The organism is Bacillus cabrialesii (assembly GCF_004124315.2).
Taxonomy (GTDB): domain Bacteria; phylum Bacillota; class Bacilli; order Bacillales; family Bacillaceae; genus Bacillus; species Bacillus cabrialesii.
On record NZ_CP096889.1, the window covers coordinates 1400799 to 1416925 of the forward strand.

The 16127-nt window shown below is 46.1% G+C and carries 20 protein-coding genes, 1 riboswitch and 1 other annotated feature; of the genes, 15 read left to right on the forward strand and 5 right to left on the reverse strand.

The genetic code is table 11. The annotated features are described in order from the left end of the window. The first annotated feature begins 7 nt into the window (after positions 1-7). The gene (locus EFK13_RS07270) at positions 8-997 is read left to right on the forward strand and encodes an ABC transporter ATP-binding protein (RefSeq protein WP_129505950.1); all 990 of its coding nucleotides are present in this window, start codon (positions 8-10) and stop codon (positions 995-997) included. A 35-nt stretch (positions 998-1032) separates the two neighbouring features. Here EFK13_RS07270 and pgl read toward each other — a convergent pair whose 3' ends face one another. Together pgl and EFK13_RS07280 are read right to left on the reverse strand one after the other, a co-directional pair. After that, the gene (pgl, locus tag EFK13_RS07275) at positions 1033-2082 is read right to left on the reverse strand and encodes a 6-phosphogluconolactonase (protein ID WP_129505949.1); all 1050 of its coding nucleotides are present in this window, start codon (positions 2080-2082) and stop codon (positions 1033-1035) included. Positions 2083-2170: 88 nt separating this feature from the next. Then, on the reverse strand, positions 2171-3031 hold the full coding sequence (locus EFK13_RS07280) for a dimethylarginine dimethylaminohydrolase family protein (protein WP_129505948.1): 861 nt from the start codon (positions 3029-3031) through the stop codon (positions 2171-2173). A 190-nt stretch (positions 3032-3221) separates the two neighbouring features. Between EFK13_RS07280 and EFK13_RS07285 the strand changes: the two genes are divergently transcribed. Together EFK13_RS07285 and hmpA are read left to right on the forward strand one after the other, a co-directional pair. Beyond that, on the forward strand, positions 3222-3740 hold the full coding sequence (locus EFK13_RS07285; protein ID WP_064813269.1) for an acyl-CoA thioesterase: 519 nt from the start codon (positions 3222-3224) through the stop codon (positions 3738-3740). Positions 3741-3986: 246 nt separating this feature from the next. Then, positions 3987-5186, forward strand: a complete 1200-nt coding sequence (gene hmpA / locus EFK13_RS07290; RefSeq protein WP_129505947.1) for an NO-inducible flavohemoprotein — start codon at positions 3987-3989, stop codon at positions 5184-5186. A gap of 77 nt (positions 5187-5263) precedes the next feature. Here hmpA and EFK13_RS07295 read toward each other — a convergent pair whose 3' ends face one another. Continuing rightward, positions 5264-5491, reverse strand: coding sequence for a hypothetical protein (locus tag EFK13_RS07295; RefSeq protein ID WP_129505946.1), 228 nt, complete (start codon positions 5489-5491; stop codon positions 5264-5266). A 155-nt stretch (positions 5492-5646) separates the two neighbouring features. Between EFK13_RS07295 and EFK13_RS07300 the strand changes: the two genes are divergently transcribed. The 9 genes from EFK13_RS07300 (at position 5647) to EFK13_RS07340 (ending at position 12627) form a co-directional block, all read left to right on the forward strand. Then, on the forward strand, positions 5647-6378 hold the full coding sequence (locus EFK13_RS07300) for a DUF421 domain-containing protein (RefSeq protein WP_129505945.1): 732 nt from the start codon (positions 5647-5649) through the stop codon (positions 6376-6378). A gap of 119 nt (positions 6379-6497) precedes the next feature. Beyond that, positions 6498-6998: a DinB family protein gene (locus EFK13_RS07305; protein WP_129505944.1), complete on the forward strand. Its 501-nt coding sequence runs from the start codon at positions 6498-6500 to the stop codon at positions 6996-6998. Beyond that, positions 6988-7503, forward strand: coding sequence for a GNAT family N-acetyltransferase (locus tag EFK13_RS07310; protein ID WP_129505943.1), 516 nt, complete (start codon positions 6988-6990; stop codon positions 7501-7503). The genes EFK13_RS07305 and EFK13_RS07310 overlap by 11 nt, the downstream gene beginning before the upstream one ends. Before the next feature lie 33 nt (positions 7504-7536). Continuing rightward, positions 7537-7648, forward strand: a riboswitch (guanidine-I (ykkC/yxkD leader). 76 nt (positions 7649-7724) lie between these two features. Beyond that, complete coding sequence (gene ykkC, locus EFK13_RS07315) at positions 7725-8063, forward strand: multidrug efflux SMR transporter subunit YkkC (protein ID WP_129505942.1); 339 nt, start codon at positions 7725-7727, stop codon at positions 8061-8063. Beyond that, on the forward strand, positions 8063-8380 hold the full coding sequence (gene ykkD, locus EFK13_RS07320; RefSeq protein WP_003218500.1) for a multidrug efflux SMR transporter subunit YkkD: 318 nt from the start codon (positions 8063-8065) through the stop codon (positions 8378-8380). Before ykkC ends, ykkD begins: the two co-directional genes overlap by 1 nt. A 70-nt stretch (positions 8381-8450) precedes the next feature. Then, complete coding sequence (gene purU, locus EFK13_RS07325) at positions 8451-9353, forward strand: formyltetrahydrofolate deformylase (RefSeq protein ID WP_129505941.1); 903 nt, start codon at positions 8451-8453, stop codon at positions 9351-9353. A gap of 87 nt (positions 9354-9440) precedes the next feature. Next, positions 9441-9651 (forward strand) — a binding site (T-box leader). Between the two features lie 63 nt (positions 9652-9714). After that, positions 9715-10812: a glutamate 5-kinase gene (proB, locus tag EFK13_RS07330; RefSeq protein WP_129505940.1), complete on the forward strand. Its 1098-nt coding sequence runs from the start codon at positions 9715-9717 to the stop codon at positions 10810-10812. An 11-nt stretch (positions 10813-10823) separates the two neighbouring features. Further along, a complete protein-coding gene (gene proA / locus EFK13_RS07335) occupies positions 10824-12071 on the forward strand; it encodes a glutamate-5-semialdehyde dehydrogenase (RefSeq protein ID WP_129505939.1) in 1248 nt (415 codons plus the stop codon). 130 nt (positions 12072-12201) lie between these two features. Then, positions 12202-12627 carry an organic hydroperoxide resistance protein gene (locus EFK13_RS07340; protein ID WP_010333956.1) on the forward strand — a complete coding sequence of 142 codons (426 nt, stop codon included), beginning with the start codon at positions 12202-12204 and terminating at the stop codon, positions 12625-12627. Positions 12628-12659: 32 nt separating this feature from the next. Here the strand turns inward: EFK13_RS07340 and ohrR are convergent, their stop codons facing one another. Continuing rightward, a complete protein-coding gene (gene ohrR, locus EFK13_RS07345) occupies positions 12660-13103 on the reverse strand; it encodes an organic hydroperoxide resistance transcriptional regulator OhrR (RefSeq protein ID WP_129506157.1) in 444 nt (147 codons plus the stop codon). A gap of 142 nt (positions 13104-13245) precedes the next feature. Here ohrR and ohrB point away from each other — a divergent pair, with 142 nt between their 5' ends. Together ohrB and EFK13_RS07355 are read left to right on the forward strand one after the other, a co-directional pair. Further along, entirely contained in the window at positions 13246-13656 is a 411-nt protein-coding gene (gene ohrB / locus EFK13_RS07350) for an organic hydroperoxide resistance protein OhrB (protein ID WP_014113533.1), read from the forward strand. Between the two features lie 124 nt (positions 13657-13780). Beyond that, complete coding sequence (locus tag EFK13_RS07355) at positions 13781-14884, forward strand: glycosyltransferase family 2 protein (RefSeq protein WP_129505938.1); 1104 nt, start codon at positions 13781-13783, stop codon at positions 14882-14884. A 5-nt stretch (positions 14885-14889) separates the two neighbouring features. Here the strand turns inward: EFK13_RS07355 and guaD are convergent, their stop codons facing one another. After that, on the reverse strand, positions 14890-15360 hold the full coding sequence (gene guaD / locus EFK13_RS07360; RefSeq protein ID WP_129505937.1) for a guanine deaminase: 471 nt from the start codon (positions 15358-15360) through the stop codon (positions 14890-14892). A 136-nt stretch (positions 15361-15496) separates the two neighbouring features. On the opposite strand from guaD, the gene EFK13_RS07365 reads away from it, so the two are divergent. Continuing rightward, positions 15497-16123 carry a histidine phosphatase family protein gene (locus tag EFK13_RS07365; protein WP_129505936.1) on the forward strand — a complete coding sequence of 209 codons (627 nt, stop codon included), beginning with the start codon at positions 15497-15499 and terminating at the stop codon, positions 16121-16123. The last annotated feature ends 4 nt before the right edge of the window (positions 16124-16127 follow it).

Here is a 16127-nt window from a genome sequence, read left to right on the forward strand (position 1 = left end):
GAGACAAATGACGCCACTGCCTTTGTTAGAAGTCAGCCAGCTGAAAATGCATTTTGACGCAGGGAAAAAGCGGACAGTCAAAGCCGTCGACGGGGTCACCTTTCAGATTCATGAAGGAGAAACGTTCGGGCTTGTCGGAGAATCGGGGTGCGGAAAATCAACCTTGGGGAGAGTGCTGATGCGCCTGTATCAGCCGACAGAAGGAAGTGTGAAATACCGCGGCACAAACCTTCATGCACTGAGTGAGAAAGAGCAGTTTGCCTTCAACCGCAAACTGCAGATGATTTTTCAGGATCCTTATGCTTCATTAAACCCGCGCATGACCGTTCGAGAAATTATTTTGGAGCCAATGGAGATTCACAATCTATACAATACCCATAAAGCGCGGCTTCTCGTCGTGGACGAGCTGCTTGAGGCAGTGGGGCTTCACTCCGACTTTGGCAGCCGTTATCCCCATGAATTCAGCGGCGGACAGAGGCAGAGAATCGGGATTGCCAGAGCACTGTCGCTGAATCCTGAATTTATCGTGGCGGACGAACCGATTTCTGCTCTTGATGTCTCGGTTCAAGCGCAGGTGGTCAATCTGCTGAAACGGCTTCAAAAAGAAAAAGGCCTCACGTTTTTATTCATTGCCCACGATCTTTCGATGGTGAAGCATATCAGTGACAGGATCGGTGTCATGTACTTAGGGCACATGATGGAAATCACAGAGAGCAGCACTTTGTATCGTGAACCGCTGCATCCATATACAAAGGCGTTATTATCCTCGATTCCGATCCCCGACCCTGAATTGGAGGACAAGCGTGAGCGCATCCTCTTAAAAGGGGAGCTGCCGAGCCCGGTCAATCCGCCGAGCGGCTGTGTGTTTCGGACACGCTGTCCGGAGGCCATGCCTGAATGCGGAGAATCTAGGCCTCAGCTACAGGAAATCGAAGCGGGCCGATTTGTCGCTTGCCATTTGTATCGAACTGCTGAGACGAAAGAAAAGGTGAGATAGACAAAAAAGACTGGCTCCGGAGCCAGTCTTTGCTTTTATGCTTGATGTAAGAATTTCACACAAACCGGGAAAGGGACAGAAACCGTTGATGGAAGCACTGTCAATCGGCCGGTTTCTTTGTCTCTTTCAAACAGGACAAGGTTGCCTGTTTCTTCATTTGAAGCAACCAGGAACGCTTCTGTTGGATCAAATACAAAGTCACGAGGCCAGTTTCCTTCAGTCGAAACTCTTTCCACGAAAGCCAGCTCGCCTGAATATTGATTCACTTCAAATACAGCGATACTGTCATGGCCGCGATTGGCGACGTAAACAAAACGGCCGTCCTGTGTGACATGAATGGCGCTTCCCTGGCTGTTATCTATGAAATCTTCAGGAATGGCAGAAACGACCTGGATTTCTCTGAATTCGCCGGCTGTCGGATTGTATTCAAGCGCAATCACTTCATTGCTTAATTCTGTCATCACGTAAGCGTATTTTTCTTTCGGGTGAAAAGCGATATGGCGAGGGCCTGCGCCGGGAGCGAAGGAATGGCTTCCGGAATCAGTCAATACGCCGTCTTTCATTTTATAGGTGTACAGCTTATCGGTCCCTAAGTCAATCGCTACAACATAATTGTGTTCAGGTGTGAACCCCGCGTAGTGTGTATGCGGTCTTTCCTGTCTTTCGTGCGGCCCTTTTCCTGTGTGAGCCGCTTCAGAAGCAGGTGACTGCAGGCTTCCGTCTTCCTGAACCGGAAAAGCGTGTACTTTCCCGCTGTGATAATTGGCAGTCAATACGAATTGATTTTGATCATCAACGCTTACGTGGCATGGTGATGGGCCATCAATTAACTGATGATTCAGAAATGTTAATTCGCCGCTGGTTTTATCGATTTGATAGGCGGCAACTCCGCCTTGGCCATCTGCTTTTTCAATGGAATAAAGAATGGTGTTGTCTTTATTCGGCGTCACATATGTGGGGTTGCCCAGCTTAGCGGCAAGCTTTGGCTCGGTGAGTGTTTTTTTCTCGGTATCAAGCTCAAATGAATAGATCCCTTCGCTTCCGCCTTTTGTATATGTTCCGACATATCCTATGTACTTTGTCATGCGATTTCCCCCTTAAAATGATGTCACCTCTATATTAACGTATCTTGATAAAATAAGCTGTTCAAAACATGAAAAAGGGGAATATTCTTCATTCACCGCGAATCAGCGGCATCGTACAGCACCTAAAGGAGCCGCCAGATTTAATAATTTCCGACAGGTCGATTTCGATGATGTGATAGCCTCTTTTCGATAACTGTTGATTGACATGGCGGTTGCAAGGAAGGCTGATGATCGTTTTTCTTCCGATTGAAAGGACGTTGGTGCCAAGCGTGAATTGTTCGTCCTCGGGCACCTCAATGAGATCGTAACGTTTTGCCAGCATATCAGCTGCCTCTGGTTCAAGGGCTTTAGGGTAAATTAACGCTTCCCTTTCAGATACGATGTTAAATACGCAGTCTAAATGCAAAAATTTTTCATGCAGCTGAACTGGAACGATTGTATATCCAGGAAGCGCCTCTTCCAGCTGGCCGATGGCTGATATGTCGGTGCGCTGGCTGATTCCGACGTAGACGGTATCACCATCGATAATGACGTCGCCGCCTTCAATGCTTGTATCAAACATACGGGTGTAAGAAATCCCTTGACTGTGAAAAAATTCTGTAATGACGGCTTCTTCCCCTTGGCGAATCGGTTCAGTCATGCTGGAGAGGAAGGCTTTATCTCCAATGACAAACCCTATATCCCGGGTGAAGACCTGCTCGGGGAGTCCGTCGCGGACGGGCAATAGAATGACTTCGATGTTGTGTGACCTGAGTGTTTCCACTAAACGGCTGTGCTGATCAGTGGCGGTTTTCACGTGAATATTGTCATCTTCAAAATGTTTTTGTGTTTCGTTTATGACATCTTTTATGGTCATATGCTCCGGTCTGCATAAAATGACTTTCTGCAGGGTGCCGTATTCCGTTCGGCATACCGTTTTGTGCTGATGTTTCGGGATGGATACGTCCATTTGTTTCTCCTCCTGACACGTGTGAAGAATACATGTATTATTCCCTCATCACCAAAATCATTAAACGTTTTGGAAAGAAAATCTGACAGACAAAGCATTTTAAATTTTAGACAAATGGCAGAGAATATTGTTTAATAGGAGAATATGAGTGCATTTAGCTAAACGATCAGACATCAAAGGGGAGTAAGGTATGGAAACACCGGAAACAAAATTTTGTAAAGAGTCAAAGGTTGTAAAGACAAGCAGGGTGTTCCCGCTTGATACAAACAACCATAATACGCTGTTTGGCGGAAAATTAATGAGCTATATTGATGATATTGCTTCTATTTCCGCGGCGCGCCATTGCAGACGGGAAACAGTAACTGCTTCAATGGATTCAGTAGATTTTCTGAAGCCGATCGGGCAAAGGGAGTCTGTCTGCTTGGAATCTTATGTGACCTGGGTCGGCACTTCCTCCATGGAGGTGTTCGTGAAAGTCATTAAGGAGCATCTGATGACTGGCGAAAGGGAGCTTGCCGCGACATCCTTTTTGACATTTGTCGCATTAGATTCAAATGGCAAGCCGGTGCCTGTACCGAAAGTCGTGCCGGAAACAGAAGAAGAAATCATGCTGCATAATACAGCGGTTCAGCGCGCGAATGAACGAAAGAACCGCAAAAAACACAGCCAGGCGCTTGCAAATGCGCTCGGAACTGATAAACCTTGGTAAACGTGAAACCCAAAACGGATGTTGTTTTGGGTTTTTTTGCGCTTTTTATCTTTTCGGTGGTGATAATTACAACGGTTAGTCCGTTTTTGCTAGGGGATTATATAAAAAAGCAACAATTGTCACGTTAAATTGATAATTTTGTGACAACTTTTTTAAAGATTCATTTCAGATATATCTTTTATTCGTAAGATCATGTATTTTAAAGATATATTCTAAATACATCTTTTCGAAAGGATTGTTTATACGATGCTAGATAACAAAACAATCGAAATTATTAAAAGCACTGTACCGGTATTACAACAGCATGGAGAAACGATCACTGGCCGTTTTTACGAACTGATGTTCCAAGACCATCCAGAACTTCTAAACATTTTTAATCAAACGAACCAAAAGAAAAAAACACAGCGCGCTGCACTTGCAAATGCCGTTATTGCAGCTGCGGCAAATATTGACCAGCTTGGAAATATCATTCCGGTCGTCAAACAAATCGGACACAAGCACCGCAGCATCGGAATTAAGGCTGAACATTATCCGATCGTCGGAAAATATTTGCTGATTGCGATTAAAGATGTTCTGGGAGACGCTGCGACACCTGACATTATGCAGGCGTGGGAGAAAGCGTACGGTGTAATCGCTGACGCATTCATCGGAATTGAAAAAGAAATGTATGAGCAGGCTGAGCAGCAAGCCGGCGGCTGGAAGGAGTATAAGCCGTTCGTCATTGCGAAAAAAGAGCAGGAAAGCAAAGAAATCACATCCTTCTATCTGAAACCGGAAGACGGCAAGCCGTTACCTGAATTTCAAGCAGGGCAGTATATCAGCATCAAAGTGCGGATTCCTGATTCTGAATATACGCATATCCGCCAATACAGCCTGTCAGATATGCCGGGAAAAGACTATTATCGAATTTCAGTGAAAAAAGACGGTGTCGTGTCTTCCTATTTACACGATGGCGTGCGTGAGGGCGATTCAATAGAGGTCAGCGCACCGGCAGGGGACTTTGTTTTAGATTCTTCATCACAAAGAGATCTTGTTCTAATCAGTGCCGGGGTCGGCATTACACCAATGATCAGCATGCTGAAAACGTCTGTTTCTAAGCAGCCTGAACGGCAGATTCTGTTCATTCATGCCGCGAAAAACAGTGAATACCACGCATTGCGTCATGAAGTAGAAGAAGCGGCAAGCCATTCTTCTGTCAAAACAGCATTTGTGTATCGCGAGCCGACAGAGGAAGACCGTGCAGGTGATCTTCAATTTCATGAAGGGCAGATTGATCAGCAGTTCCTCAAAGAACTGATTGCTAATACAGATGCGGATTATTATATTTGCGGTTCATCGTCATTTATTACGGCGATGCATAAACTTGTACAAGAACTCGGATCAGCTCCGGAGTCTATCCATTATGAGCTATTCGGCCCGCAATTAAGCATGGCACAGTCCGTTTAATCACATACATGTAAACTCTTCTCCTTTCAGAGAAGAGTTTTTTATTGAGATAGAAAAAGGCGGACAAACGCCTGCTTCTACATTCGGACAATCACTGATCCGCCGCCGCTCGTGCAAACATGGTTTTGCTGTTCTTGCAGCGTTCTCAGCAATTCATTGTTTATTTCAATCACTCTGATCAATTGCTCCATTTTCAGCTCTAAACCAGCTAATCTGTCGAAAGTATGCTGTTCCTTGTAGCCGCCGGGGTGGGGTGCTGATGACAGATCATAGGGCCAATGGGCATTTGTTTGCTGATGTTTCATATTGAGCCTCCAATCGATGTCACTTTCTATTATGTTATGTGCCTGCTGAGTGCACGTTCGCCTATTTAAATACTGGGATAAAGGGTATGATGCATAGAGGCTCTGCCTCGGGGCACAATAGGCTCAATATGACTAGCGGATGGAGGTAAAGATCAGTGTTGTGGTTGGTATGGGCATTTTTACTGAAGCCAATTATCGTATTTTCGATTGCGTATATTCTGTTTCGGCTTGCCGGTAAAAAAGCCGTGTCACAAATGAATAATTTTGATCTGCTTTTGACCTTCGCGATCGGCACCATTATCAGTGAACCGATTCTTACATCCAAGCTGCCGATGTCAATTTATTACGCAGGCGCTTTTTTGGTGCTTTATCTGCTGATGAGCAAGCTCTCTCTTTCTAATAAATGGCGATGGCTGCTGGTCGTAAGCCCGACTGTCTTAATTCGTAATGGCGACATTGATGAACACGGCTTGCGCAAAGAAAGGCTGACGGTTAATGAACTGCTCGGCAAGCTGAGGGAAAAGGGCTATGCCGATCCTGCTGACATTGACCTTGCCATCATTGAAGAAACGGGAGAAGTAAGCGTCATCCCAAAAGAGGAGGCGAGAGCGGTGCAGGTGCGGGATTTGAATATGGAAGCTGAACGGAATTTTATCCCGATTCCACTCATACTGGATGGCGAAATCCTTGATCATAATTTGAAATACCTCCAAAAAAACCGATCATGGCTGTTTGAGAGGCTCGAGGAAAAAGGGTACAGCCCCAAGCTGCTGTCGTCAATCACCCTTGGAACAATGAATGCCCGCGGCGATATATCGCTTGATTTGAATACCGCAAATGAACCGCAGCATGATCCTTATTTATATAAACCGGGAAATAACAATTAAGATCGCTCTCTAGTTTTAACGAGAGCTTTTTTCTTTTTTAAAGGGAATTTTTGTTTGGCGTCAAATGTACCTAGGTAGGAGGGGAACTGAACACGAAAGACTTATTTATTAGAAACGACATGGCGCCGACGGTCAGTCTTCTGTATTCCGCAGTGGAAGAAAACAGTCTCCGTATGGCTTCTATTGTAAGTCACATGACACACAGTGAACTTTACTATAAGTGGCACTGCCAAACAAAAAACAGCACGGCTCAGCTTTTGCACCATATCACAAATGTTGATATCAGATGGGTCTGGCGAATCAAGGAAAACCGGATACCGGATCATATTGAACAGGCATACGGCCCGATGACTGATGAAAGCGGACGGCTGCCAGAACCGGTGAATCAGCCGGGATTAGATGAGCTCCTGAAAAGACATCAGCTCGTGGTAAATGAGCTGAAATCGGTTTGTCACACCTTAACTGAACATGATTTGCATCAGCCGCTTTCTTACGATGGTGACACCGCGACCGTACGGTGGGGCATTTGGCATATGGCGGATCATAACCGCTATCATCAAGCACATATTGAAGCCCTCAAAAAAGAATGGAAACAGGATGTGGCGAAATATGAGCGCTAAAACGAAACTTGTGACCGATCGCATTCGTTTGCGCTGTATGGAAGACAGGGATCAAGCCTCTTTGTTTGAGCTTTTTAGCGATCCTGATGTCATGAAATATTATTCCGGTTTAAAAGACAAGAGGCAAACACGCGAGTGGATCAATTGGAACAAACGAAATGAGAAAGGCTACGGCGTCAGTCTGTGGATCGCAGAAGACATACAGACAGGGGATTTTTTGGGACAATGCGGCATCGTGCCCCAGCAGGTCGAAAATCAAACAGTAATGGAAATCGGCTATATGTTTGCGCGCCGCCACTGGGGGAACGGCTATGCGCAAGAGGCGGCTCGGGCATGCCTGGATTACGGCTTCAACGAGCGGCTGTTTGGCAAAATGGCGGCATTGATTGACCCCGATAACAAAGCGTCCATACGGGTAGCGGAGAAAATTGGCATGCTTTACGATAGAACGATCAGAAAGTGGAATAAACCGATCGCGGTATATGAAAGAAAATCTAACAATTGAAAGAAAGAGCCAAGTTATAGTATCATGATGTCAGGTAAAGTTTTCTAGGGTTCCGCATGTCAATGGATATGGACTGGTCCGAGAGAAAACACATACGCGTAAATAGAGGCGTGTATGCACACGGAGGGAAAAAAGCCCGGGAGAGTCAATCTCATGTGAGACGACTGTCCGGGGTTTTTTGTTTTCGGAGAATATTAATAGATAGAAAGGAATGATTTGAAATGAAATGGGGATTAGTCGTGTTTGCCGCCGTTTTCGAGGTTGTTTGGGTGGTCGGCTTAAAGCACGCTGACTCAGCCTTAACGTGGGGCGGCACTGCCGTCGGTATCATAGTCAGCTTTTACCTTTTAATGAAGGCGACAAACAGTCTGCCTGTCGGAACCGTGTATGCCGTCTTTACCGGGCTTGGCACGGCAGGAACCGTGCTGAGTGAAATCATTCTGTTTCACGAGCCGGTTGGATGGCCGAAGCTTTTGTTAATCGGCGTGCTCTTAATCGGTGTAATCGGATTGAAGCTTGTGACACAGGATGAGACAGAGGAAAAAGGAGGCGAGGCATAATGCTGCATTGGATCAGCTTATTATGCGCGGGCTGTTTGGAGATGGCCGGCGTGGCCCTTATGAACCAATATGCGAAAGAAAAAAGCGTGAAATGGGTGCTGTTGATCATTGTTGGTTTTGCCGCATCATTTTCCTTGCTGTCGTATGCAATGGAAACCATTCCGATGGGAACGGCTTACGCGGTCTGGACAGGGATTGGCACCGCCGGAGGAGCGCTTGTCGGCATCCTCTTTTACAAGGAGCCGAAAGACGCCAAACGGATCTTCTTTATCGCGTTGATTTTATGCTCAGCGGTTGGTTTAAAAATTCTGTCATAAATTGATTTTTATCAAATCTTCAGTATAATGGATAAATAGTTTAGACTTACAAAGATAAGAGGGATTATTCATGAAATCATATATGACTCAGCGGTTAAACGCATACCGTGACGGAAATGAGGATAAAGGGCGCCTTTTGGTCAGCTGTCCCGACCAGCCGGGGATCGTTTCCGCGGTTTCCGCGTTTTTATTTGAACACGGCGCCAATATTATAGAATCAAATCAATACACGACCGACCCTGAAGGCGGCCGGTTCTTCCTGAGAATCGAATTCGACTGCGCGGGCATTCGTGAGAAAAAAGAAACACTGCAGGAGGCGTTTGCGTCTGTTGCGGGCAAATTCGACATGACATGGAGCTTAACATTGGCAAGCGAGCTGAAGCGCGTCGCCATTTTTGTCTCAAAGGAGCTTCACTGCCTGCATGAGCTGATTTGGGAATGGCAAACCGGCAACCTTATGGCGGAAATCGCTGTTGTCATCAGCAACCATGAGGAAGCGAGAGAGCTGGTTGAAAGGCTGAACATTCCATTCCATTATATGAAAGCGAACAAAGACATCAGAGCGGAAGTCGAAAAGAAACAGCTTGAACTGCTTGAGCAATACGAGATTGACGTGATCGTTCTCGCTCGTTACATGCAGATCTTAACCCCTGACTTTGTTTCGGCTCATCCGAATCGCATTATCAATATCCACCATTCGTTCCTGCCTGCTTTTATCGGTGCGAATCCGTACAAACGGGCTTACGAGCGCGGCGTGAAACTGATCGGAGCGACCTCTCACTATGTCACAAACGATCTGGACGAAGGGCCGATCATTGAACAGGATATTGAGCGCGTAGACCACCGCGACAATGCGGAAGCACTGAAAAACATTGGCAGAACAATTGAACGAAGCGTGCTTGCCCGTGCTGTGAAATGGCATTTGGAAGACCGCGTCATCGTTCACGAAAATAAAACAATCGTCTTTAACTAGACGGCAGGATGCCCGCGCCATGCGGGCTCTTTTTAGTGACAAAAAACCTTGACAAGACTCTTTTTTCTTTGCATAATATAAAAAAATCATTGAGCGTTGAAGAGGATTAGTAAGCAGACCTTTCTGTGACAGAGAGCAAAATGAATCGCTGAAACATTTTGCCGCATGAAACCTGCCGAACCTGCCTTGGAGTCTTAGGGGGAAAACCTAAGCGCGTAACCTGGCGTTACAGGAAAGCGGAGCGTGCATAAGCGCGTTCAATCAAGGTGGTACCACGGAAACCCATTTCGTCCTTATGAATCAGGATGAAATGGGTTTTTTTATTGTAAGTTGCCTGGCGAAGAGCCGCGGAGGAGAATAAATGAAAAAACAAAGAATAGTAGTGAAAATAGGAAGCAGTTCGCTCACGAATAGCAACGGAAGCATTGATGAGGCAAAAATCAGCGAGCATGTACAGGCCATTTCCCTGTTGAAAAAAGCGGGACATGAAATGATTCTGATTACCTCGGGAGCCGTAGCGGCAGGGTTTTCCAGCCTCGGCTATCCGTCCCGCCCCGTTACTATTAAAGGGAAACAGGCGGCGGCCGCGGTCGGACAAACACTGTTAATGCAGCAATATATGAATCAATTCAAACAATTCGCACTGACTCCGGGACAAATTCTGTTAACGAGAAATGATTTTTCGAAAAGAGAACGGTATCGAAACGCGTATGCAACGATTATGGAATTACTGGAGCGCGGCGTCATTCCGATTATCAATGAAAACGATTCTACATCTGTTGAAGAATTGACATTCGGGGATAATGACATGCTTTCTGCGTTAGTCAGCGGATTGATTCATGCAGACCAGCTCATGATTCTCACGGACATTAATGGGCTGTATGACGCCAATCCGAATGAAAATCCTGAGGCGAAACGATTTGATTATTTGCCGGAGATCACGCCTGAATTGCTGGGATATGCGGGTTCAGCCGGATCAAAGGTCGGCACCGGCGGAATGAAATCAAAGCTGTTAGCCGCACAAACCGCGCTGTCTCTTGGAGTGAAAGTGTTCATTGGAACAGGCAGCGGAGAGCAAAAGCTTGCGGACATTTTGGACGGCAGGGGAGACGGTACGTATATCGGAGACAAAGAACTATCCTCGGTTAACAACACGAGACAGTGGATTCAGTTCCACTCGCCGATATCAGGAGAGATCCTCATTGATGCTGGTGCCGAGGAAGCGATGATCCATAACGGAAGCAGTCTGCTGCCGGCTGGCGTTGTGGGCGTGAAAGGGAACTTTCCGAAAGGTGCTGTCGTGGAAGTCAGGGGACCGGGCGGCGTGATCGGCAAAGGCCAAACACATTACTCCTCCGAGGAGATTATGGAGGCCAGAGGCAAACGAAGCGATGAACTTGGTTTAGAGAAAACGTTTGAGGTTATTCACAGGAATGACTGGGTCAATTTAAAAGACTAGGAGGCGGAAAAATGAGTGAAGTTTCTGTAAAAGCAAAGCTGGCGAAAGAAGCAGCAGCCGAAATGATCATGAAAACAACGGCCGAAAAGGATGAGGCGCTCAGTCTCATTGCAAACGGACTCCGCAACGAACTGGATTTTCTCTTGTCGGAGAATGCAATAGACATTAAAAACGGAAAAGAAAATGGTTTAACACCGGATGTCATTGACCGTCTCACACTGGATGAGAAACGCATTCGCGACATCGCGGACGCGGTAGAGCTCTTAATCGACTTGGCGGACCCCGTCGGCGAATCTCTTGAAACGATTGAAAAGGAAAACGGCTTGTTTATTGAAAAAATCCGTGTGCCGCTCGGTGTCGTGGGAATGATTTATGAGGCGAGGCCAAATGTCACAGTTGATGCGGCTACCCTCTGCCTGAAGACAGGGAACGCGGTTGTTCTGAGGGGGAGCTCCTCAGCCATCCACAGCAACAAAGCACTCGTCAGTGTTATTCACAGGGCACTTGAGCAATCAGCACTTCCGATTCACGCTGTGCAGCTGATTGAGGATACAAGCAGAGAGACGGCCAAAGAGCTCTTTACGTTAAATGATGGCTTAGACGTATTGATTCCGCGCGGAGGCAAGAAACTGATCGATCTCGTTGTAAGAGAATCAACAGTCCCTGTATTAGAAACCGGAGCGGGGAACTGCCACATTTTCATTGACGAAACGGCCAAACCGCAAATGGCTGAAAAGGTCGTCGTAAATGCCAAAACGCAGCGGCCTTCCGTATGCAACGCGATTGAATCACTGCTGATCCACAAGGCATGGGCGGAGCGGCACGGGAAGGAATTGCTGGTTCAGCTGGAAAACGCAGGCGTTGACATTCGCGGTGATGAATTTGTATGTGAGCTTCATCCTTCAAGCAAACAAGCGTCAGAAGAAGATTGGGAAACTGAATTCTTAGCGCCTGTCCTCAGCGTAAAGACGGTAGAGAACGTTCAAGAAGCTGTGAGGCATATCCAAACATACGGCACGAATCATTCGGAAGCGATTTTAACTGAAGATGACAAGCACGCGGCTTATTTTCAGACGGCTGTCGATGCTGCAGCGGTCTATCATAACGCGTCAACCCGTTTTACCGACGGCTTTGAATTCGGCTACGGAGCCGAAATCGGCATCAGCACGCAAAAGCTTCATGCAAGAGGGCCAATGGGGCTTCCTGCACTGACTTCTACAAAATACATCATTAAAGGAACTGGGCAAATCCGCGAGTAGCGGGGCAATGTTCGATGAAAAAAGCTTATCTCGCAAAGGGATAAGCTTTTTTTATGCACCAATAAATTGACACCAGAAATTATATTGTGTACAATTTAATTGTGTAAAATATATATAGGGGGAATGACACATGAGTCAGCCATTATTTACAGCATCAGTATCAGCGGTAGGAGGAAGGGAAGGAAAGGTGATCTCATCAGACCGCGTACTTGAGCTTGATGTCGCGATGCCGGGGACACCAAGAGCAAAGAAATTAGAAAAAGCGACTAATCCGGAGCAGCTGTTTGCGGCGGGTTACGCAGCTTGCTTTGACAGCGCCCTGCAGCTTGTAGCAAGAACAGAACGAGTGAAGGTGGAGACAGAGGTTACAGCGCATGTCAGCCTGTTAAAAGATGAAGCGGATCAAGGCTATAAATTGGGTGTGACGCTGCAGGTGAAAGGAAAAGGAGTCAGTGCATCGGAATTACAGGCTCTTGTGCAAAAAGCGCACGGTGTCTGCCCGTATTCAAAAGCAACCTCCGGAAATATTGATGTTACGCTTGAAGTAGCTGAATAAGAGAAAATGAGGATGCCTCGTATAAGGCATCCTCATTTTTTTTGATGAAGTGTTTCCAGCAATGTATATAGAGCCGATTTTAACTGCTTCAGGTCTTCTCCGGACTGCATTGAAAGCCCTAGGATCGTCCGCGGGATGTCAGCCGCTTTTTCTTTTAATAACTCCCCGTCCTCTGTCAGGCTAACCAACACGGACCGCTCATCCTCTTCAGATCTATTTCTCGTAATCAAACCCTGCTGCTCCATTCGTTTTAGCATCGGAGTGAGCGTTCCCGAATCTAAATACAGCAGCTCTCCCATCTTTTTGATAGTAAGCGTTTCGTGTTCCCATAGCAAAAGCAAGACCAAATATTGAGGGTACGTCACATTCAGCTTTTCAAGCAGCGGCTTGTATTGCTTTGTCATTTCCCGCGAACTCGCATAAAGCAAAAAACATAGCTGATTCTCCAATTTCATATGATCAAATTCATTTTCCATCTTGTTCACCAACTCTTTCTGACATTCCATTCTATTGTATCTGAAAAATATCACTTTTCCTATTCTCGGCAAACATAGCATGTTTAAAAAGCTCTGAAAGGGAAATATAACAACTAGATATAAATAAGGAGGCTGAATACAAATGGCATTATTTACAGCAAAAGTAACCGCGCGAGGCGGACGGGCAGGACATATTACTTCAGATGACGGCGTTCTTGATTTTGATATTGTGATGCCAAACGCGAAAAAAGAAGGACAAACCGGCACTAACCCGGAACAGCTCTTTGCGGCAGGATACGCTGCATGCTTCGGCGGCGCGCTCGAACACGTGGCCAAAGAGCAGAATATCGAAATCGATTCGGAAATTGAAGGGCAGGTCAGCCTCATGAAAGATGAGAGCGACGATGGGTTTAAAATCGGCGTCACACTTGTTGTGAACACGAAAGATTTGGATCGGGACAAGGCGCAGGAGCTTGTCAATGCGGCTCATGAGTTCTGCCCTTATTCAAAGGCAACTAGAGGAAATATTGATGTGAAATTAGAATTAAAATAATGACCGGCATCCTGAGGGTTCTCAGGATGTTTTTTTGTGCGGAAGCATGCGGAGCGGGCATGATCTTTTCGAAGTGTGAATACATGTAGTATAGGTGAATTCAGACTAGAGAAAAGGTGAGCACATGAAGAGACCGAAGCTGTCAGTATGTATGATTGTGAAAAATGAAGAACGCCATATCGCCCGCTGTTTAGAGAGTGTGCAGCATATTGCTGACGAAATCATTGTGGTTGATACCGGATCGAATGATCGTACGGAAGATATTTGCAGCAGCTTTCATGCCCAGATTTATCATCATAAATGGGAACAGGACTTTTCACAGGCGAGAAATGCGAGCCTGCAGCATGCCAAGGGAGAATGGATATTGATCTTGGATGCCGATGAAGAACTAGACCCCGACACAGGCAGCCTATTGCCTTCACTGCTGACTGACAGCCTGCCGCCTCTTGGTTGCGTGAAGGTCTTGAACTATACAGGAAAGCAATGGGATGCAAATGAAGCGCTCGAACAAAGGCAGATCAGACTGCTCCGCAATCAGCGAAACATCACGTTTACGGGAAGGATTTGTGAAAGGCCGGAGGGAGAAGAGGCAAGCGCCACTTTCTCGCTTCCATGTATCATTCACCATTACGGGTATTTAGAGCGGGAGGCACAGCAAAAGCATCAACGCAACATGAGCTTATTGAATGCAGCATTGCTGACATCCTCCGCTGATCCGTCTCTCATTTTTCAGAAAGCAGCTGAATATGACAGAGGAAACGAACATGATAAAGCTCTTTGGCTTGCGAGCGATTGTATCAATGAACATAAAAGAAAAAAGCTAATTCCGCCTCCTGCTTACTATTATTTAAAGTATAAATTATTAATTGACGCAGAGCGGTACGAAGAAGCGGAACAGGATATCAATGAAGCACTGGCGCATTATCCGGATTACTGCACGCTTCACTATTATAAAGGGATCATCATGTATCAGCTTAAAAAAGTCAGAGAAGCGATCACAGCGTTTGAAGCTTGCCTGCAGACCACTAGTGAAAATCATCTGTACGTACAGGTGAAAGGAGCAGCCGATTTTAGATCAAGCTGCTGGCTCGGTGTCTGTTATGCTGAATTGCACCAGCCTATGACTGCTGTTTTGTATGCTCAAAAAGCGCTGAATGCCAATCCGAAGTGCTCACGGGCACAGCGGCTTTTCAGCGATTTAACAAAGGATCAGGCCGCACATGCCTGATCCTTTTAATATTCTTTCTTATTGGCAAAATCCCGCCATGCCTGAAACGGGGATAAATGCTCCATAAGAGTCACTTGATAAAAGGGGATCGTCCTTTCTTCAGCAGGTTTATCAATTTCTTTATAAATGAATGAATCATCAAAACCGGCTTCGGCAGCGTCTGTGTGCGTTGCTGCAAAGAAAACGGCTTTCGGCCGGGCCCAGTAGATGGCGCCCAGGCACATTGGGCATGGCTCACAGCTCGTATACAAAATGCAGTCATCAAGCTGGTATGTTCCAAGCGCTTTGCAGGCGTTCCGAATAGCCGTCACTTCCGCGTGGGCAGTCGGATCATTGCTTGTCGTGACGTTGTTCTGTCCCTCGGCAATAATCGATCCGTCTTTCACAATAACGGCTCCGAAAGGCCCGCCAATTCCTGCATTCACTCCTTCACGAGCGAGGTCGACAGCCTGTTGTAAGAATTTTTCATGATTCATTCTAAACCCTCCAATCAATTGAGTGCTATAAGTATAGCCGAAAAGAAGTGCAAAGAATATTCTCAAACAGTACAAAATAAACAAAATATTTGGAGGGATTTGCTAAGATAAAGAGGAGAAAAGTGGAGGGATGATCATGCTGCATTTATATATTGCCAGGCACGGACAGACGCAATGGAATGTGGAAAAACGGATGCAGGGCTGGCTGGATTCTGATTTAACAGAACTTGGCCTCTACAACGCCCGCGCTCTTGGGGAGCGTCTGAAGGATGTTGAATTCAATCAGGTTTACTTCAGTCCGAGCAAACGGACGGAAGAGACGGCAAAAACTATACTGGGATCGCGCCGGCCCCCGCTGGTTAAAGATCATATGTTTAGAGAAATGTCACTAGGCTCATGGGAAGGAAAAAAACAAGAGGATATTGAAAGAAGCGAACCTGATCTTTTTCATGCTTATTTACATCATCCCGAAGCTTATCGCCAGCCGGGATGTGAAACGTTTTTTGATCTTGAAAGCCGGGTGAGGCTGGCTCTCCAAACGATTTTAGACCGTCATTCTTCCGGTAATGTTCTCTTGGTTACCCATTCTGTTTTTATATTAATGCTGTTAAATATCATCAAGAGAAGACGCATTAATGACATATGGAATTCTGCATACATACATGATACATCATTGAGTGTTGTGGAATTTGATAAAAATGGAACAGCCAAAATAGTAAAAGAAGGGGATGGGGAGCATCGGAAACCGATTCCCGCTTTCTAATAGA